Below are 17,596 nucleotides of genomic sequence, written 5' to 3' on the forward strand. Positions count from 1 at the left end.
GGCTTCAGGTACTGGGGCAATTGTTGGTAACGTCGTCGCGCGCCACGCGCACGGCCACGCCCTGGGTGACCGTGACCTGGGCCTCGGTCTCGACGTCGGTGGCCTCGGCGCTGATTTCCCAGATGCTGTCGGCGCAGGCCGAGTTGCCGTCGACGGCGCCGGCCACGCCGAAACTCTGCGAACTGCCCATGCTGCACACCTGGTCTTCGGCCTTGGCGAGGTCGAGCGCGGTGTTCTTGATCACCGGCGCCTTCACGCATTTCGGGCTCGGCGCGATTCTGACCCGCACGTCGTCCTTGCCGTCGCCATTGGTGTCGACGCAGCGCTGGTTGTCCTCGCCACAGGGGTTGGCCAGCACGTGCTCCGGCGTGACGGTGAAACGGGTGTTGCTGATCACTTCCTCGATGGTTTCGCGGGCCGCTGCTGCGGCTTCGTCGCGCTGCTGCATGTTGCTGACGATTTGCAGGTTCGACTTGCCGACGTTGAAGGTGGTCAGCGCGACCAGGGTCAGCAGCACGAGCAGGACCAGGGCGGTGATCAGGGTGACGCCGCGCTGGCGGCGGGCAATCGTTGTCATGGCAGCCTCCTTCCGGCCGGGTTGGGCAGCGCCACCTGGGTCTGGAAGACGTGGCGCTTGTAGGCATCGTTCGCGGCGTCGATGGTGTGGGGTTCGCCGTCGGCATCCAGGCCGAGCGTGTAGCTCTTGCGGTCGACGTAGCCGGGGCTGGCCCGGGTGTTGCGCGCCAGGACGTGGATGCGCACGGCGACCGCGGCGCGCCAGTTGGCCACCGCGCAGGCGGCGCTGGCGCAGCCGTCATAGGTGGACGGATTGGCCGTGGTGACGTCCGCCACGCCATCCTTGGCCAGGTCCAGGCCGTATTCGACCTGCAGGTTCTCGATGCCTTCGGCGAGCGGCACCACGGTGTTCCAGGTCGGGGCCTGGCCGGTGCTGCCCAGCTCGAGGCGCTTGAGGGTCGGGATGCCGTCGCCGGCGCGGTTGTTGTTGGCCACGTAGTAGATATGGGTCAGGTAGCGCCGCTTGGCGGCCAGGGTGCCGCTGCCCGCCACCGGGCTGCAGTCGCGCTGGTGGCGGTTCAGGTTGACCTCCGACAGGCTGAGCGCATAGAAGTCGGCCACGTTGGGCGAATCGAGTTCTGTGGCGTTGTTGCACAGCGAAGCCTGGAAGAACGGCCCGCCATTTGCCAACGGGGCGCAGCTGCCGACGCCGGCGACGCAGGTGGCGGTGCGGCGCACCACCAGCACGTCGGTGCCGTGGCGCACGTCGCCCAGGCAGGCCGGCAGGGCGGCGCCCGCATCCAGGCCCTGGACCGGCAGCACCAGGCCGGCCTTCAGTTCGTCCAGGTTGGCGGCGCACAGGGCCGGCAGGGCGGCCGGGTTGGCCAGCACGCTGGGGTCGAACTCGGCGTAGTAGCCGGCGTTGCGCAGGTCGACGCCGAGCACGTCGATCGCGTAGCGCCCGTTCTCGACCTGCAGGTGGGCCTGCTCGATTTCCTGCTGGGTGCGCATGTTCTTGACGAACATCGTGGACAGGCCGGCCAGGATCGCCAGGCCGAGCGCCGAGGCGATCATCAGCTCGGCCAGCGAAAAGCCGCGCGCGCGGCGTAAGGAAGGAATGGGTCGCATGCTGTTCTCCTGTGCCGGATTCACGTGCAGCCCGGCAGGCCGATGGCGACCCGCGCCGACACCGTGCGGCGGTGGGTGTCCGCGCCGTACTGGTCCTTCCCGCACGCCTGGGCCGGGGCCTTGGTGGCGTGCATGCCCTGCCAGGCCACGGTGACGAGGTAGACGGCCGGGGTGCAGACACCCGCGGCATCGTTTTCGGCGCGCACCAGCTCGACGCAGCCGCGCGCGCCCTGCATGGCGCCGGCGTTGTTGCCGCCGCGCTGCTCGGCCGCGCCCTTCAGGGCCAGGTTCCACTCGCACAGGTCGCGGTCCTTGCCCGCCGCCGCGGCGGCGCAGTCGCTGCCCAGCGTGCTGCCGGTGCCGAGCGGCGCCTCGGTGACGTAGGCGCCGGCCTGGGCGCCGTTGGCGGACAGGCGCGCCTGCATGTCCTGCAGCAGCACCGCGGCCTGGGCGCGCTGGTAGGACTCGATGGTGCCGACGTGGGCCTTGGCCTGGAAGGCCGCCAGGCCGAGCAGGCCAAAGGCGAGCACGACCATCGTGATCAGGACTTCGACCAGGCCGACGCCGCGTGCGCGCAGGCGGGAGGGGAGGGAAGGCAAGCGTGTCATGGCATCAGCAGGCGGATTGGGTTTGGTTCGGACGCCCGGACAGGTCGACCTTGACGCAGCGCAGGTCGCCCCCGCTCTTGCCGGCGATCTCGAAGGTGGGCAGGATCGTGCCCTTGACGCGTCCATTGGCCAGGTAGGTGACGCGCTCGGGGCCCGTGATGCTGGCCACGGCGGCCCCGGGGTGGCTGTGCAGCAGGCGGCCGGCGTCGCTTGGGGCGGCGATGCTCCAGCCGGCCAGCCAGCCGGCGGCGCCCGGGGCCAGGGTGACCTCGGCATTGCGCTTGATGGCTTCGCTGCGCGCCAGCATCAAGGCGGTGTGCAGGTCGGTGCCGGTGCTGCGCGCGCGCATGGCGGCCACCCAGTTGCCGTAGGCGGGCGCGGCGATCGCGCCCAGGATCGCCATGACGGCCAGCGCCGTCAGCAGCTCGGGCAGGGTGAAGCCGCGCTGGCGCGCCTGACTTACCATTTGGCGCTGGGCGTGCGCACGCCCGCCTGGTTAATGCTCAGCTCGCCATCCGCGAGCTGAGTCGAGCCGGGCCACGGGGTGGCGGTAATCGTATAGCCCTGCGGCGGGCCTTCCACCAGGGTGATCTTGACCTCGTACTTGGCGGTCACCGGGCCGGGTGGCGTCACGCCCAGATCAGTGTGGGAGGCGGCGTAGCTGCGGCTGTCGGCCATGTACTGGGCCTGGGCCTGGCTCAGTTCCATCAGGTAAGACTGGGCCGCGGCGCGGGTGCTGCGGACCACGTACTGGTTGTACGAGGGCAGGGCGATGGCCGCCAGGATGCCGATGATGGCAACCGCGACCATGAGTTCGACCAGGGTGAAACCGCGCGGGCGCCGGAAGACTCGGGAAATCATTGTTTCCTCACGGAACGATAAATGTTGCCCAGTATAAACACTGAAGCTGTCAAATTGCTGAAGCAAAGCTGACAAAATGCTGACAATGACCTGGGCTTGGAAGCGGCTCGGTGCGCGCCGTCCACACAAGGCGCTCGGTACCCGGTAAAATCGCCGGTTTTGCATCAATCCACTGGCCGAGACCATGTCCACCGATACCGCAGCACCCGGCAACGAGAACGCCGACGAGATGTCCCTTGATCCTGGCGCCGCTCAGGCAGGCAAGCCCGCCGCCCTGATCGCGCGCGAAGTGGCGCGCCGCCGCACCTTCGGCATCATTTCCCACCCTGACGCGGGTAAAACCACGCTGACCGAGAAGCTGTTGCTGTTCTCGGGCGCGATCCAGATGGCCGGCACGGTCAAGGGCCGCAAGAGCGGCCGCCATGCGACCTCGGACTGGATGGACATCGAAAAGCAGCGCGGCATCTCGGTCGCGTCCTCGGTGATGCAGTTCGAATTCCGCGAGCACGTGATCAACCTGCTCGACACCCCGGGCCACCAGGACTTCTCGGAAGACACCTACCGGGTGCTGACCGCGGTCGACTCCGCGCTGATGGTGATCGACGCCGCCAAGGGCGTGGAAGAGCAGACCATCAAGCTGCTCGACGTCTGCCGCATGCGCGACACCCCGATCGTCACCTTCATGAACAAGCTCGACCGCGAAACCCGCGACCCGCTCGAGCTGCTCGACGAAGTGGAATCGGTGCTGAAGATCGAATGCGCGCCGGTGACCTGGCCGATCGGCATGGGCAAGAACTTCCGCGGCGTGTACCACCTGCTGCGCGACGAGATCATGCTGTTCAAGGCCGGCGAGGAAAAGGCCGACGGCGCCTTCGAGATCGTCAAGGGCATCGACAACCCGAAGCTGGCCGAGATGTTCCCGCTCGAGATCGAACAGCTCAAGATGGAAGTGGAGCTGGTGCACGGCGCCTCGCACGTGTTCGACCTGGAGCGCTTCCTGTCGGGCGTGCAGACCCCGGTGTTCTTCGGCTCGGCGATCAACAACTTCGGCGTGCGCGAGATCCTGTCGGCGCTGGTCGACTGGGCGCCGGCGCCGCGCGAGCGTGACGCCACCGTGCGCGCGGTCGAGCCGACCGAGCCGAAGTTCTCGGGCTTCGTCTTCAAGATCCAGGCCAACATGGACCCGGCCCACCGCGACCGCATCGCTTTCCTGCGCGTGTGCTCGGGCCGTTTCGAAAAGGGCATGAAGGTCAAGCACCTGCGCCTGGGACGCGAAGTCAAGCTGTCGTCGGTGGTGACCTTCATGGCCTCGAGCCGCGAACAGGTCGAAGAAGCCTACGCCGGCGACATCATCGGCCTGCCGAACCACGGCAACATGCAGATCGGCGACAGCTTCTCGGAAGGCGAGATACTGACCTTCACCGGCATTCCGTATTTTGCCCCGGACCTGTTCCGCACGGTGCGCATCCGCAATCCGCTCAAGGTGAAGCAGCTCCACAAGGGCCTGCAGCAGCTGGGCGAAGAGGGCGCGGTGCAGGTGTTCAAGCCGCTGCTCGGTTCGGACCTGATCCTGGGCGCGGTCGGCGTGCTGCAGTTCGAGGTGGTGGCGAGCCGCCTGTTGAACGAATACGGCGTGGATGCGGTGTTCGAGAGCAGCAGCATCTCGAGCGCGCGCTGGGTGTCGAGCGAGGACAAGAAGGCCTTGTCCGACTTCGAGAACCAGCTCGGCCACCAGGTCGCGGTCGACGCGGCCGGCAACCTGGCCTTCCTCGCCACCTCCGGCGTCAACCTGCGCCTGACCCAGGAACGCTGGCCGAAGCTGACCTTCCACGCCACCCGCGAGCACGCGGCCAAGCTGGCCTGAGGTCTTTCCACTCCGGGTCGCCGGCCAGGGCCGGCGACCCGCGTCCCATCAGAAGCCGAACCCGACGCTGCCGCGCAAGCCGGTGGCGTTGGAATTGCTGCGGAACTTGTCGGCGCTGCCATTCATGATGACCTCGCCCTTGAGCGTGGCCTTGTCGTTCAGCTTGTACTTGGCGCCCAGCGCGCCGTAGGCGCCGGTGCCGGTCTCGCTCCCGAACACCGTGGCGGATTTGCCGGCGGCATGGGCTTCGGCCATCCGCGGCGTCACGAAACCGTCGTTCTTCACCACGCTCTGGGCAACGCCCAGCTTGCCGTAGGCGGTCAAGCGCTCATTGACCGGCACGCTGATCTTCGCTGCCAGATAGGTGGTGTAGCTCCTGGCGCCGAGCACGCCCGCACCAAGCGCCTCATCGATCGCCATCTCCCTGGCATTGAAGGGGTTCGGCTTGTGGAAACCGCGGTCGTCCAGGTGGGAATAGCCGGCCTCCAGCGCGAGGTACTGGTTGAACGCATAGCCGAGCACCAGCCTGGGGTCGGTTCGGAATCCCTGGGCCTTGAACAGGCGGTCATTCGGGTTGGCGGCCTCGTTGCCGCCGTAGAGAGGCTGGTAGCGTTTGAAACCCTCGGCCAGCGGGCCGAAGCGTCCGCCCGTCTCGGCCGACAGGGACGAGGACGGTGCATCGACCAGTTGCGCCTGCGCGCTGCCGATGGCCAGGAGTGCGGCTGCAACAACGATGCGTTTGGCGTTCATGCGTGTTCCTTTTCGTGACGTGCTTGTTCAGGTCGAGCGGAAGGATACAACGTGCAGCAGGAGCAACTATATCAAATTAGTAAGTGATTGTTTCACAATACATATGCCTGTTGGTTCCGCAGCGAAGATGGCGGGCGATCTGAGCGACCGCAAACCGGCACCAGATTGAAGCGCGTAGATTCGTTGAATGCGTTCAGGAAATTAAACAAAGATCCACGCCATTCTCAGGGAGGCATCATGCAGCCACATTCGACTCCTTCCCGTGCCGGGCATTCTTCGCACCGCGGCTGAGCCATGCTGTCGCGACTGAAAATCGGCCCCAAGCTGCTGCTCGCACCCGGCGTCGTCCTGATGCTGCTGGTACTGCTCTCGAGCGCCGCCTACTATGCGATGGTGAAGCAGCACCAGTCGCTGCAGTCCATCGTCGGTCCGCGCGCGGTGCAGATGCGCAGCGCCACCGAGCTGGTGGCCCAGGCCCAGCGCGTCCATGCCGACACCTACAAGCTGCTCACCTGGCTCGGCAGCAGCTTCTCGCGCGCCCGCATCGACGTCCTGATCGCCGACATCCACCGCCAGCACGGCGCGATCGAACGCGCCTTCGGCGAGCTGATGCAGCGCACCGGCGACAGCGCCGAACGGCGCCACGTCGAGCAGGCAGCCCAGGCGCACCGCCTGTACGTGCGGGCGGCACGCGAGGTGGTCGAACTGGCGCACGCCGACCAGACCATCGGCGCGAATGCCATGATCAAGCCCGAGGCCGCGTTTTCAAGGCTGGTGGAGCGCATGGGCATGCTGGCCAGGCTCGAGCGGGAGCTGTCCGAACAGGCGTCCGTTGCCGCCGCCGCCGACTTCCGGCTCACGGCCGCCCTGATGCCCTTCGTGGTCCTGCTGGCGGTCGGCGTGTCGCTGGCCATCACGGTGGCGGTGCGGCGTGCGCTGCTGCTGGAAATCCGCGGGATCGGCGCGGCGGCGCTGGGCCTGGCGAGCGGCGACCTGACGGTCGGCGAACGGGTCTATGGCGAGGACGAGATCGGCGAAACCTCGCGCGCGCTCGACGCCGGTATCCGCAACCTGAACGGCACCTTGCGCATCGTGCTGGAGTCGGCGCGCACCATCGGCAGCGCCTCGCGCGACCTCAGCCTCGGCAACCTGAGCCTGCACAGCCGCGCCGTGTTCCGCAGCCGCTCGCTGGAAGACACGGCGGCCAGCATGCAGCAGCTGGCCGAAACCGTGACCGTCACCGCGACCAATGCGCTGGCGGCCAACCGGCTGGCACAGTCGGCATCGTCCCGTGCGCGCGAAGGCGGGCAGGGCGTCGAGCGCATGGCGGCCACGCTGGCGCGGGTGAAGGACGGCGCCGCCCGGGCGGCCGAGGTGGCTGCGGCGATCGATGCGTTTGCCAGCGAAGCCGGCACGCTGGCGCTGAACGCGGCCCTCGGCGCGGCCCGCAACGGGGCACAGGACCACGAGTTCGCCGACGCGGCCAACGGGGTGCGGGCGCTGGCCCAGCGTGCGGCCGGCGCCGCCCGCGAAGTGCGCGAGCTGGCGGCGCGTTCGGTGGCCGAGATCGAAGGCTGCGCGGCCTGGGCCGCCCAGGCCGGCGCCGGCGTCGAGGACGCGCTCGGGGCGGCGCGCGAGATGGAAGACGTGCTGGGGCGGATCGGCAGCGCCAGCGCCGGTCAGGCCGGCAGCCTGGCCGAGGTCAACTAGGCGATCGTGCGGATGGACGAGGTGACCCAGCAGAACTGCGCGCTGGTCGAGGAAGCGGCGGCGGCCGCGCGCACCCTGCAGATGCAGGCGCTGGCGCTGTCGCGCAGTGTGGCGGCCTTCCGCCTGGAAGAGCCGGAGCGGGCGCCGCCGCCACAGCCGGAGAGCATGGCGCCGCCCCCAATGGAAAGCGGCGCCCCCCGGGATCTTCCCAGGGAGCGCCGTCGTCACGAGCGGTCGCACTTGCGGCTCGCATCGAGCCGCAAGTGACCCCTCGTTCAGTCACTTTGCTGAACAGCGCATGGTCAAGTAAGGTTCTTGCGTCGGCTTGCCTGGCGCTATGTTGAGACAGCTCCTCAGTCTCGATTCCTGAGCTGCTGATCGACGCCGCCGGGAACGTCCTGCCTCCGCCGCCACGCCCAGGCGGCATCCTCCACGTACAACATTCTGCCGTCGACATCAAGGATCGAGCTGGACAAGCGCCGCAACCAGGCGGGCAGGAAAATACCGTCATGGACGTCGCGCTCGGCCTGCTCGAGGAGCGCGAAGCCCCTCGCACCCGTGCAAAAAACGCATAGCAGCCTTGCATCGTTTTAAGTTGCACGATGACATGAGGATATGAAATTATCTAGAACATAAATTCTAAAGTCTGAGTTAGTTAATAAAGATACGGAGACCGACCCATGCCCCACAACAGCCTTCCCCGCAGCGCCTCCGGCTGAACGCCAGCCCTGACGATCCGCTTCACCGTCTTTCGTTTCATCCGCCAGTCGCAATCCGAGACGACGCAGATTGCGGGATTGGCCACGCCTGCGACGTCAGCCGCAGGCTGATGCGCAGCCCGCACTCGCGCGTCGGCAGGCCGGCCGAGACCATGACGGCAGGCCTGGCCTGGCGCTTCCTGGCCGTTCCGGGCGCATCCGGGCCAGATTCATTTCAGTTCGCAACGCAGGACCGGGTGTGGAGCACACCCGGCATATCGCAGTTCCAACCGAGGATCAGGCATGTCCGAGCAATCACCGTGGTTTTTCATCGTTCACTGGCTCCGGCTGTACTTTGGCGCCAACCTTCTGTTCTCCGGCATCCGCTACGCGGCCACCGGCTTTGTTCCGGAAATTCCAGGCGTCGGCGGCGAGTGGGTCCAGGCCAACGCAAATATCTACTTGTACCAATTCATCAAGTACCTGGAAATCGTGACCGGCGCGATGCTGTGTCTTAACCGCTATCCCTTGTTGGCACTCATCCTCCAGTTTCCAGCTTCGATCAACATATTCTGGCTCAATACGTTCATCGTCGGCACCCCGCGCCAGCTGTTCTCGGGACCGCAGGAGCTGTTCATGAATGGATCACTGCTGCTGGCCTACAGCGGCTGGATGGCTGCGGCGCTCAAGCCGAAGCTCGAGCCGCTCTGGTTGTGGCGAGGAGACCTGGCCTACCGGCCCGGCATCGAGAGCCGCCTTGTCGGCGCTGCCAATAACAGCAGCGTGAACACCACGAACGGCGGGATGAAACTCACAAACGGTACATGGATCGCCATTGCGGCCTGCGCAGGCCTGACCGCAGTGGCGTATATCGGTTCGACCGGACTGTTCTACGCCGACTTCAGGGAGATCCGCAATCGCGACCTGGTGGGGTATGCCGTGGCGTGGATTGGCATGCTCTACATGATGGCATGCCGCCGCGGCCCTGGACGCGGTTCTTGCCCATGAAAAATGGCGACCCGAGGGTCGCCATTTAAACGCTAGAAGTTCTAGATTGTTTACTCGTAGTCGCTGATCGGCGCGCAGCCGCAGAACAGGTTACGGTCGCCGTAGACGTTGTCCGCACGTCCGACCGGCGGCCAGTACTTCTTCTTGCGCAGCGAAGCTACCGGGAAGGCCGCGACTTCACGGCTGTAGGTGTGCTGCCAGTCGTCGGCGGTCACCACCTCGGCGGTGTGCGGGGCGCCCTTGAGCGGGTTGTCCATCTTGTCGTACTCGCCGCGCTCGACCTTCACGATCTCGGCGTGGATGGTGATCATCGCCTCGATGAAGCGATCCAGCTCGGCCTTCGATTCCGACTCGGTCGGCTCGATCATGAGGGTGCCCGGCACCGGGAAGCTCATGGTCGGGGCGTGGAAGCCGAAGTCCATCAGGCGCTTGGCCACGTCTTCGTTCGAGATGCCGGTCTTGTCCTGCAGCTGGCGCAGGTCGATGATGCACTCGTGCGCGACCAGGCCGTCGTGGCCGGTGTACAGCACCGGGTAGTGCGGCGCCAGGCGGCGCGCGATGTAGTTGGCGTTCAGGATCGCCACTTCGGTCGCGGCGGTCAGGCCCGATGCGCCCATCATCGCGATGTACATCCACGAGATCGGCAGGATCGAGGCCGAGCCGTAGGCGGCCGCGCTCACTGCGCCGATACCCGCTTCGTTACGCACGTAGCCGGTCGACAGCTGGTTCGGCAGGAACGGGGCCAGGTGGGCGCCGACGCCGATCGGGCCGACGCCCGGGCCGCCGCCGCCGTGCGGGATGCAGAAGGTCTTGTGCAGGTTCAGGTGGCTGACGTCGCCCCCGAAGGCGCCCGGCGCGGCCACGCCGACCATCGCGTTCATGTTGGCCCCGTCCACGTAGACCTGGCCGCCGTGCTGGTGCACGATCTCGCACAGTTCGCGGATGCCTTCCTCGAACACGCCGTGGGTCGACGGATAGGTGACCATGACGCAGGCCAGGTCCTTGCTGTACTGCTCGGCCTTGGCCTTCAGGTCGGCCAGGTCGACGTTGCCGTTCTCGTCGCAGGCGGTGACCACGACCTTCATGCCGACCATGCTGGCCGAGGCCGGGTTGGTGCCGTGCGCCGACGACGGGATCAGGCAGATGTTGCGGTGGCCTTCGCCGCGCGACTGGTGGTACTTCTGGATCACCAGCAGGCCCGCGTACTCGCCCTGCGAGCCGGCGTTCGGCTGCAGCGAGATCGCGGCGTAGCCGGTGGCGGCGCACAGCATCGCTTCCAGCTGGGCGATCATCTCGCGGTAGCCGACGGTCTGGTCATCAGGCGCGAACGGATGGATGTTCGAGAATTCCGGCCAGGTGACCGGGATCATTTCCGAGGTCGCGTTCAGCTTCATGGTGCACGAACCCAGCGGGATCATGGTGCGGTCCAGCGCCAGGTCCTTGTCCGCCAGACTACGCAGGTAGCGCAGCATCTCGTGCTCGGCGTGGTAGCGGTGGAAGGTCGGGTGGGTCAGGTATTCGGTGCTGCGGGCCAGTGCGGCCGGGAAGGCGTCCTGCGCGTCCGCATCCAGCGCGTCGATGTCCACGGTCTTGCCGTTGCCGAAGATGGCGAACAGGGCGGCCAGGTCGTCGCGGGTGGTGGTTTCGTCCAGCGAGATGCCGACGTGGCCGTCGTCGATACGGCGCAGGTTGATGCCGGCCGCTTCGGCGGCGGCGTGCAGCGCTTGCGCGTCGCCCTTGACGGTCAGGGTGTCGAACCAGGTGGTGTTCACAACTTCGGCGCCGAGCTGCTTCAGGCCGGCGGCCAGGATCGCGGTCTGGCGATGCACGCGGGTGGCGATGCGCTTCAGGCCCTGCGGGCCGTGGTAGACCGCGTACATGCCGGCCATCACGGCCAGCAGCACCTGGGCGGTACAGATGTTCGAGGTCGCCTTCTCGCGGCGGATGTGCTGCTCGCGGGTCTGCAGCGCCAGGCGGTAGGCCTGGTTGCCCTGGGCGTCGACCGTCACGCCGACCAGGCGGCCGGCCATGGAGCGCTTGTACTCGTCGCGGGTGGCCAGGTAGCCGGCGTGCGGGCCGCCGAAACCGAGCGGCACGCCGAAGCGCTGGCTGTTGCCGACGACTACGTCGGCGCCCCAGGCGCCCGGTGCTTCCAGCATCGTCAGCGCCAGCAGGTCGGCCGCCACGACGACCATCGCGCCGGCGGCATGCAGGTGTTCCACGGCGGCGCGGTAGTCGCGCACTTCGCCGTTCACGCCCGGGTATTGCAGCAGCACGCCGAAGCAGGTCTCTTCGAGCTTCTCGATCTCGCCGGCGGCAATCACGCGCACTTCGACGCCGATCGGCTCGGCGCGGGTGCGCACCACTTCCAGGGTCTGCGGCAGCACGTCGTCGGCCACGTAGAACACCTTGGAGGCCGACTTGCCGACGCGCTGCAGCAGGGTCATGGCTTCGGCGGCGGCGGTGCCTTCGTCCAGCATCGACGAGTTGGCGATGCCCATGCCGGTCAGGTCCGTGATCATCTGCTGGAAGTTCAGGATCGCTTCCAGGCGGCCCTGCGAGATTTCCGGCTGGTACGGGGTGTAGGCGGTGTACCAGGCCGGGTTCTCGAAGATGTTGCGCAGGATGACCTTCGGGGTGTGGGTGCCGTAGTAGCCCTGGCCGATCATCGACTTCATGACCTTGTTCTTCGAGGCCAGCGCACGCAGGGTTTCAAGCGCCTGTTCTTCGCTGCGCGGTTCGACGAACTGGCCCAGGTCCATCGTGTCCTGGCGGCGGATGTTCGCGGGCACGACGGCGTCGATCAGGGCGGCGCGCGAGGCGTAGCCCAGGGTCGACAGCATGGCTGCCTGTTCGGAGTCGGAAGGGCCGATGTGGCGCGGGATGAAGGAATCGCGCGCTTCGAGTTGAGTGAGGCTGGTGCGGGTCATGGTCAGAGTCTGGAGAGATCGGGCGCGGGGATCGGGCGCCGCTGTGAAGGAGATCGGGTAGATCGGGACGGATCCGTAAAACAAAAGGTGCGCCCGAAGGCGCACCCGTACTACTTATTAGTTGCCAGTGGTCTTGCCGTAGGCGTCGGCATCCAGCAGCTTGTCGACTGCGCCGGCGTCGCTCGGGGCCAGCTTGAACAGCCAGGCGCCGTAGGCATCCTGGTTGATCGAGTCCGGCGCGTCGGCGACCGACTGGTTCACGGCGGTGACGGTGCCCGAGACCGGGGCGTAGATGTCGCTGGCGGCCTTGACCGACTCGACCACCGCGGCGTCGTCGCCGGCGGTGAATGCCTTGCCGACCTGCGGCAGTTCGACGAATACGATGTCGCCCAGTGCGTCCTGCGCGTACTCGGTGATGCCGACGGTCAGGCTGCCGTCGGCCTCGCGGCGCACCCACTCGTGGGACTCGGTGTATTTCAGGTCGGTTGGAATGTTCATGTAAGGCTCCAGTAGAGGGTGAGGCGGTAGTATAAAGTTGTTCTGGTTATTCTTGTTGCTCAGACTGCGAGAACCTTGCCGTTACGTACGAACGGCAGCTTCACCACGCTGGCAGCCAGTTTCTTGTCGCGGATTTCCACGTGCACGGTGTCGCCCACGGCCACGTCCAGGGGCACGCGCGCCAGGGCGATCGCCTGCTGCATGCTCGGGCTGAAGGTGCCGCTGGTGATTTCGCCCGCGTTGCCGGAAGCGGCGACGACCTTCTGGTGGGCGCGCAGGATGCCGCCTTTCTCGCGCAGGATCAGGCCGACGAAGTTGGCCTGCTGGCCCTTGGCCTGCAACGCGCTCTTACCGATGAAGTCGCGCTCCGAGACCAGGTCGATGGTCCAGCCCAGGCCTGCGTCCAGCGGATTGATATTGTCGTCCATGTCCTGGCCGTACAGGTTCATGCCCGCTTCCAGGCGCAGGGTGTCGCGCGCGCCCAGGCCGGCCGGCTTGACGCCCGCGTCCTTCAGGGCATTCCACAGGGCTTCCACCTGCGAGGCCGGAACACCGATCTCGAAGCCGTCCTCGCCGGTGTAGCCGGTGCGCGCAACCATCGCTTCGCCGAACGCGGTGTTCGGTACGATCACGACGTTGAAGGGTTTCAGGGATTCGGAAGCGGCCTGGGTCTCGGGCAGCACCTGCCAGACCTTGGCGCGCGCGTTCGGGCCCTGCACGGCGACCAGGGCGATCGGATCGCGATTTTCTTCGCTGCGGTCGCGGCGCTGGGTGATGACGACGCCGGATCCGGTCGCATCATTCTGTTGCGCCATCCAGGCCACGTCCTTCTCGGCGGTGCCGGCGTTGACCACCAGGCGGAACCAGTCTTCGCTGAAGTAATAGACGATCAGGTCGTCGATCACGCCGCCTTCGGGATTGAGCATGCAGGAGTAGAGCGCCTTGCCGGGAACCTGGAGCTTGTCGACGTTGTTGGCCAGCAGGCCGCGCAGGAAGGCGCGCGCATTGGCGCCTTTCAGGTCCACCACGCACATGTGCGAGACGTCGAACATGCCGGCATCAAGGCGGACGGCGTTGTGCTCTTCGATCTGGGAGCCGTAGTTGACCGGCATGTCCCAGCCGCCGAAGTCGACCATCTTGGCTCCGAGGGAGCGGTGTGCGGAATTGAGCGGGGTCGCTTTGAGCGTCATGGAATCCTCGGGCAGTGAATAGGGGTGCGTGCACCGTTGCCGGTGCCTGTATCCCCTCTGTCCTTGGTACCTGAGAGATAGCGGCATGCGCCGCCTGCCCCTTCGGTGGGCCCCGTGTTGGCGGGGCCGCTCTCCAGAGTGTGAGCCGGCCGCGCCTTGCGCTGCCGTTCCCTGACCAGTCCTTTTGCCTGAGAGTTTGTGGGTAGTGCCCCTTCGGCGGCAGCTGATTCTGCGCTCTCCCGGTCAAGACTGTGGAGGATATGCCAGCATTGATGCGGTGTCAACCGAGGAGGGCCCTTCCATAGGGGGAATTGGCGCTTGCCAAAAAGAATTGCTGCGCACTATTGGTGCGCCCGATGGCCGGACCAGCGGGCGTGTTTTGCTACACTTATCCCACACACTTTGCAGTGGGAAAAACTATGAGCGAAGACAAAGCACAGAAGGTCAAGGAAGCCTGGTTCACGCTGTCGGGCGACGTCAACAGCGACATGGTGCACCGTGTGTTCGAGGCGGTGTCGATGATGACCGAGGACGGCATCGAGACGGCCCATGTCCTAGTGCAGTCGAACGGCGGCTACGTCAGCGATGGCCTGTGCCTGTACAACTTCCTGGCGAATTCGCCCATCAAGTTCGTCATGTACAACGGCGGGGCGGTGGCCTCGATCGCGGTCATCCTCTACCTGTCCGGCGACGAGCGCTATTGCAGCGAGACGGCGCGCTTCATGGTGCACAAGTCGCACGCGACGGCCTCGCCCGGCTCGCGGCCGGATGCGCTGAACATCATCGTCGAAGGCCTGCGCGCCGACGACGCGCGTACCGAGTCGATCCTGCGCAAATGCATCGAGCTGACGCCGGAGCAGTGGGCCATCCACCAGTACTCCGACCTGCACCTGAACTCGCGCGATGCCAAGACCGCGGGGCTGGTCAACGACATCCGGGACTTCCGTCCGCCCAAGGGCGGCATGCTGCGCAATATCTGATGCCGTAAAAAAGCCCATCGCGGCTGCGACGGGCTGGCGACAATCCTGGTCGTGGGCAGGCCGGGCCTGCCGCGCGCTCAGCGCTTCTTGTCGTTCTTGTGGCTTTGACGGCCGGCTTCGGCGTGCTGCTCCGGGGTGCCGCCGCGGGTGCCGCCGCTGCCGGCGCTGCCGCCCGAGCGCGAGCCCGAGCCGGAACCCGATTGCTTGCTGCCGCCCTGGCGGCCTGCTTCGGCGTGCTGCTGCGAGCTGCCGCCTTGCTTCGATTTACCTTGGGCCATGATCATTTCCTTTCAATGTGGGGAAAGTGTTTTGCATGCCGAGCTGTGGAACCTTACCGCAGCATTTCCGGTCGAGCCATCATGCGTTTCGTATTGATGAACCGGTATCAGACCGCGGCGTGATCCAGTGTAGGACAGGCGCCGACGTTCTCAAGGCATTATTTTCTGGCCTGTGGCGCTGAAACAGGGGCGTTCGCCTGCATCAAGCCAGAACCCACCCTTTTTCTATTGCCACGTGGAAATATTGTGGCAAAATGGGATGATCGTGAATACTGCCCAGACACCTGCCCTCCGCAAGGCCGCCAGCGCGCAGCAGGCGACGCTGGACGAGCTCGTCGCCATCGCGGCCGGCCGCGCTGCCGACGGGCTTGCCGACATGGCGAAGCGCATGACGGCCGTGTTGCTGGACATGACCGGCGCCCGCAACGACCCGCAGGCCGTGGGGCGGCGCATCCGTTCCGGCAACCTGCTGCAGGATAATGCCTACGCCTTCGTGCACCTGGCGTCGACCGCTATCGAGCTGGCCCTGCGCAAGGAGGTGGCCCTCCTGGCGCCGGCGAGCAGGGCGGCCGCGCCAGCGCCGCTGACGCTGAGCCTGGTGCCGATGGAGGAAATGGACAGCCAGCTGGCCTTCGCCGCCATCAGCCGGCCTTTCGACATCCAGCAGTCGGAACGGCTGGCCAGCCTCGGCGTGCGTCTGGGCCTGCTGCTGGGGCGCGAGCTGGTGCGCGCCAGCCACAATCCCTTCCGTCCCGAAGTCTTCCTGCGCGCGCTGCAGGAGGCCTGGTGCGAGTTCGAGCCCGACGAGGCGGCGCACGCGCTGATCGTGCCGCTGCTGCGAACAGGGGTCGTGTTCGACTTCGCGCCCATCCTCGAAGCCCTTAATGAAAGGCTCAAGCCGGCCCGTGTCCGGGAGGAGCGTTTCGCCAAGACCGATGACAGTGCCGCCGCCAGGGCCGCGCGGGCGCGCCGCGACGCGGCCGTATCGCAGGGGTTGCGCCAGCTGTTCGGTGCGGCCGAGGCGGCTGCCGGCGCCGAGCTCGACATCCCCCTGATCCCCGATTTGCCGCAGGGCGGCGGCTGGCGCCCGAGTGCGGCGGCCGGCTTCGCCGGCGCCATGCCGCCCGGCGGCGGCCAGCCTGTGCCCGCGCATGCCGGCGCTCCGGTGCCGGCGCCAAGCGCAGCGGCGGCGCCGCTGATCGAGGTGCTGGAAAAGCTGGCTGGGGCCTTGCCGGCGCCAGGCCCCCAGGCGGGACCGGCTGCCGGCCCGCACGAGGTGTTCTACCTGCCGCGCCTGAAACAAAGCCTGCCTCGCGGCAGCCTGTCGCGCGGCGACGAGACCACGCTCGACCTGCTGTCGCGCATCTTCGAGACCGTCCTGCTCGACGAGTCGATTCCGCAGGAGACGCGCGAGCTGATCGCCTTCCTGCAGGTGCCGGTGCTGAAGGCGGCGCTGAAGGACCGCAGCTTCTTCTTCGAAGACGCGCACCCGGCGCGGCGCATGCTCGACCTGCTGTCGAACGCCGGCTGGGAACGGCCCGCCAGTGCCGACGACCCGGTTTACCGGGCGATGCAGCGCGGCGTCGACAAGGTACGCCGGGAGGTGCAGCCCGACGCTTTCGTCGTCGCCGTGGCCGACCTGGAGGCCAGCATCGCCGAGCGCGAACAGCTGGAAGCGGCCGCGATCGCCGGCCCGATCGCCCTGGCGACCCGCCAGGAAAAACAGGCCGCCGCCGCCCGTTCGGCAAACAAGGCGGTGTCGCTGCGCCTGGCCGGCGAACAGGTGGTGGCGCTGGTCGGCACTTTCCTGGAGCAGCGCTGGACCCCGGTCCTGACGCTCGCCTACACCATCGAGGATAGCAAGCCGGGCGCGGTGGACAATGCCACCCGCGCCATGGACGACCTGATCTGGAGCGTCAAGCCCAAGGCGACCCAGGAACAGCGCAAGGCGCTCATCAAGCGCCTGCCGGCCCTGCTCACCACCCTCAACAAGTGGCTGGATGCCGTCAAGTGGCAGGATGCCGAGCGCCTGCAGTTCTTCGCCGCCCTGGCCGACTGCCACGCCACCATCGTGCGCGCTCCGATCGAGCTGTCGCCCGAGCGCCAGCTGGAGCTGGCGGTGGAGGCCGCCCAGCAGGACGCGCTGCGCCGCGTCGCCCGGGAACAGGCCGAGGCCGCCGAACAGGAAAGCACCCCGGATCCCGCCGGCGCGCTGCTCGCCAGCCTGGAGCGCGGCATGCGGGTCGAGTTCAAGGGCGCGCTGGGCGTGCGCAAGGTCCGCCTGGCCTGGGTCAGTCCGCTGCGCACGCTTTTCATCTTCTCCGGCGCCAACCGCCAGGAGGCCTTCTCGCTGCCGGCCGAGCGCCTGGCCGAGGCGTTCCGCACCGGCAGCATCCGCGTGCTGGCCGCCGAGGGTGTGGTCGGACGCGTGCTGGGCGAGGCGGTCGGGCAGGGCGCCATGAACGATCCGGGGCGCGAACCCGTCCCTGCGGCGCGGGCAGGCTGAGTTCCTCGGCATCCGGCAAGAAATTGCTGGGTTCGCAAGACTTCTTCTTGGCCGAAAAGCAATCAACAAAT

General features: G+C 66.9%; 16 protein-coding genes and 2 riboswitches. Of the genes, 6 read left to right on the forward strand and 10 right to left on the reverse strand.

Annotation, left to right across the window (positions count from 1 at the left end; translation table 11 throughout):
• Window positions 1–4: 4 nt before the first annotated feature.
• From FG94_RS03080 to FG94_RS28390, 5 genes are read right to left on the reverse strand one after another with little or no spacing between them, the layout of a single operon-like run.
• Entirely contained in the window at window positions 5–577 is a 573-nt protein-coding gene (locus FG94_RS03080; protein WP_036206925.1) for a PilX N-terminal domain-containing pilus assembly protein, read from the reverse strand.
• Entirely contained in the window at window positions 574–1,644 is a 1,071-nt protein-coding gene (locus FG94_RS03085) for a PilW family protein (RefSeq protein ID WP_036206927.1), read from the reverse strand. The genes FG94_RS03080 and FG94_RS03085 overlap by 4 nt, the downstream gene beginning before the upstream one ends.
• A 20-nt stretch (window positions 1,645–1,664) precedes the next feature.
• A complete protein-coding gene (locus FG94_RS03090; RefSeq protein WP_036206929.1) occupies window positions 1,665–2,252 on the reverse strand; it encodes a hypothetical protein in 588 nt (195 codons plus the stop codon).
• A 4-nt stretch (window positions 2,253–2,256) separates the two neighbouring features.
• On the reverse strand, window positions 2,257–2,718 hold the full coding sequence (locus FG94_RS03095) for a GspH/FimT family pseudopilin (protein ID WP_036206930.1): 462 nt from the start codon (window positions 2,716–2,718) through the stop codon (window positions 2,257–2,259).
• Window positions 2,712–3,113 carry a type IV pilin protein gene (locus FG94_RS28390; RefSeq protein WP_036206933.1) on the reverse strand — a complete coding sequence of 134 codons (402 nt, stop codon included), beginning with the start codon at window positions 3,111–3,113 and terminating at the stop codon, window positions 2,712–2,714. The genes FG94_RS03095 and FG94_RS28390 overlap by 7 nt, the downstream gene beginning before the upstream one ends.
• 184 nt (window positions 3,114–3,297) lie before the next feature.
• On the opposite strand from FG94_RS28390, the gene FG94_RS03105 reads away from it, so the two are divergent.
• Entirely contained in the window at window positions 3,298–4,977 is a 1,680-nt protein-coding gene (locus FG94_RS03105; protein WP_036206935.1) for a peptide chain release factor 3, read from the forward strand.
• Between the two features lie 48 nt (window positions 4,978–5,025).
• Here the strand turns inward: FG94_RS03105 and FG94_RS03110 are convergent, their stop codons facing one another.
• A complete protein-coding gene (locus FG94_RS03110) occupies window positions 5,026–5,727 on the reverse strand; it encodes an outer membrane beta-barrel protein (protein ID WP_036206937.1) in 702 nt (233 codons plus the stop codon).
• Between the two features lie 294 nt (window positions 5,728–6,021).
• On the opposite strand from FG94_RS03110, the gene FG94_RS03115 reads away from it, so the two are divergent.
• From FG94_RS03115 to FG94_RS28045, 3 genes are all read left to right on the forward strand, one after another.
• Window positions 6,022–7,437: a methyl-accepting chemotaxis protein gene (locus FG94_RS03115; protein ID WP_229445835.1), complete on the forward strand. Its 1,416-nt coding sequence runs from the start codon at window positions 6,022–6,024 to the stop codon at window positions 7,435–7,437.
• A gap of 12 nt (window positions 7,438–7,449) precedes the next feature.
• Complete coding sequence (locus FG94_RS28040) at window positions 7,450–7,704, forward strand: hypothetical protein (RefSeq protein WP_229445836.1); 255 nt, start codon at window positions 7,450–7,452, stop codon at window positions 7,702–7,704.
• Window positions 7,705–8,438: 734 nt separating this feature from the next.
• Window positions 8,439–9,143: a hypothetical protein gene (locus FG94_RS28045; protein ID WP_229445837.1), complete on the forward strand. Its 705-nt coding sequence runs from the start codon at window positions 8,439–8,441 to the stop codon at window positions 9,141–9,143.
• Window positions 9,144–9,193: 50 nt separating this feature from the next.
• Here FG94_RS28045 and gcvP read toward each other — a convergent pair whose 3' ends face one another.
• The 3 genes from gcvP to gcvT all read right to left on the reverse strand — a co-directional run bounded on the left by gcvP (window position 9,194) and on the right by gcvT (window position 13,761).
• The gene (gene gcvP, locus FG94_RS03125; protein ID WP_036206944.1) at window positions 9,194–12,073 is read right to left on the reverse strand and encodes an aminomethyl-transferring glycine dehydrogenase; all 2,880 of its coding nucleotides are present in this window, start codon (window positions 12,071–12,073) and stop codon (window positions 9,194–9,196) included.
• Window positions 12,074–12,190: 117 nt separating this feature from the next.
• Entirely contained in the window at window positions 12,191–12,571 is a 381-nt protein-coding gene (gene gcvH, locus FG94_RS03130; RefSeq protein ID WP_027865340.1) for a glycine cleavage system protein GcvH, read from the reverse strand.
• Between the two features lie 59 nt (window positions 12,572–12,630).
• On the reverse strand, window positions 12,631–13,761 hold the full coding sequence (gene gcvT / locus FG94_RS03135; protein ID WP_036206948.1) for a glycine cleavage system aminomethyltransferase GcvT: 1,131 nt from the start codon (window positions 13,759–13,761) through the stop codon (window positions 12,631–12,633).
• Window positions 13,762–13,808: 47 nt separating this feature from the next.
• Window positions 13,809–13,908: riboswitch (glycine riboswitch) on the reverse strand.
• 19 nt (window positions 13,909–13,927) lie between these two features.
• Window positions 13,928–14,013, reverse strand: a riboswitch (glycine riboswitch).
• Between the two features lie 167 nt (window positions 14,014–14,180).
• Here gcvT and FG94_RS03140 point away from each other — a divergent pair.
• Complete coding sequence (locus FG94_RS03140; protein WP_027865338.1) at window positions 14,181–14,741, forward strand: ATP-dependent Clp protease proteolytic subunit; 561 nt, start codon at window positions 14,181–14,183, stop codon at window positions 14,739–14,741.
• Between the two features lie 77 nt (window positions 14,742–14,818).
• Here the strand turns inward: FG94_RS03140 and FG94_RS03145 are convergent, their stop codons facing one another.
• Window positions 14,819–15,019 (reverse strand): hypothetical protein, encoded by a 201-nt coding sequence (locus tag FG94_RS03145; RefSeq protein WP_036207070.1) that lies wholly within the window; start codon window positions 15,017–15,019, stop codon window positions 14,819–14,821.
• Between the two features lie 259 nt (window positions 15,020–15,278).
• On the opposite strand from FG94_RS03145, the gene FG94_RS03150 reads away from it, so the two are divergent.
• A complete protein-coding gene (locus tag FG94_RS03150) occupies window positions 15,279–17,525 on the forward strand; it encodes a DUF1631 family protein (protein WP_036206949.1) in 2,247 nt (748 codons plus the stop codon).
• Window positions 17,526–17,596: the final 71 nt, after the last annotated feature.

The sequence above is a fragment of the Massilia sp. LC238 genome, from assembly GCF_000735635.1.
GTDB classification, from domain to species: Bacteria; Pseudomonadota; Gammaproteobacteria; order Burkholderiales; family Burkholderiaceae_D; genus Telluria; species Telluria varians.

Coding starts and splice junctions, on each gene's coding strand:
- FG94_RS03080 (WP_036206925.1), bottom strand. CDS start 577: ATGACAACGATTGCCCGCCGCCAGCGCGGCGTCACCCTGATCACCGCC.
- FG94_RS03085 (WP_036206927.1), bottom strand. CDS start 1,644: ATGCGACCCATTCCTTCCTTACGCCGCGCGCGCGGCTTTTCGCTGGCC.
- FG94_RS03090 (WP_036206929.1), bottom strand. CDS start 2,252: ATGACACGCTTGCCTTCCCTCCCCTCCCGCCTGCGCGCACGCGGCGTC.
- FG94_RS03095 (WP_036206930.1), bottom strand. CDS start 2,718: ATGGTAAGTCAGGCGCGCCAGCGCGGCTTCACCCTGCCCGAGCTGCTG.
- FG94_RS28390 (WP_036206933.1), bottom strand. CDS start 3,113: ATGATTTCCCGAGTCTTCCGGCGCCCGCGCGGTTTCACCCTGGTCGAA.
- FG94_RS03105 (WP_036206935.1), top strand. CDS start 3,298: ATGTCCACCGATACCGCAGCACCCGGCAACGAGAACGCCGACGAGATG.
- FG94_RS03110 (WP_036206937.1), bottom strand. CDS start 5,727: ATGAACGCCAAACGCATCGTTGTTGCAGCCGCACTCCTGGCCATCGGC.
- FG94_RS03115 (WP_229445835.1), top strand. CDS start 6,022: ATGCTGTCGCGACTGAAAATCGGCCCCAAGCTGCTGCTCGCACCCGGC.
- FG94_RS28040 (WP_229445836.1), top strand. CDS start 7,450: ATGGACGAGGTGACCCAGCAGAACTGCGCGCTGGTCGAGGAAGCGGCG.
- FG94_RS28045 (WP_229445837.1), top strand. CDS start 8,439: ATGTCCGAGCAATCACCGTGGTTTTTCATCGTTCACTGGCTCCGGCTG.
- gcvP (WP_036206944.1), bottom strand. CDS start 12,073: ATGACCCGCACCAGCCTCACTCAACTCGAAGCGCGCGATTCCTTCATC.
- gcvH (WP_027865340.1), bottom strand. CDS start 12,571: ATGAACATTCCAACCGACCTGAAATACACCGAGTCCCACGAGTGGGTG.
- gcvT (WP_036206948.1), bottom strand. CDS start 13,761: ATGACGCTCAAAGCGACCCCGCTCAATTCCGCACACCGCTCCCTCGGA.
- FG94_RS03140 (WP_027865338.1), top strand. CDS start 14,181: ATGAGCGAAGACAAAGCACAGAAGGTCAAGGAAGCCTGGTTCACGCTG.
- FG94_RS03145 (WP_036207070.1), bottom strand. CDS start 15,019: ATGGCCCAAGGTAAATCGAAGCAAGGCGGCAGCTCGCAGCAGCACGCC.
- FG94_RS03150 (WP_036206949.1), top strand. CDS start 15,279: ATGATCGTGAATACTGCCCAGACACCTGCCCTCCGCAAGGCCGCCAGC.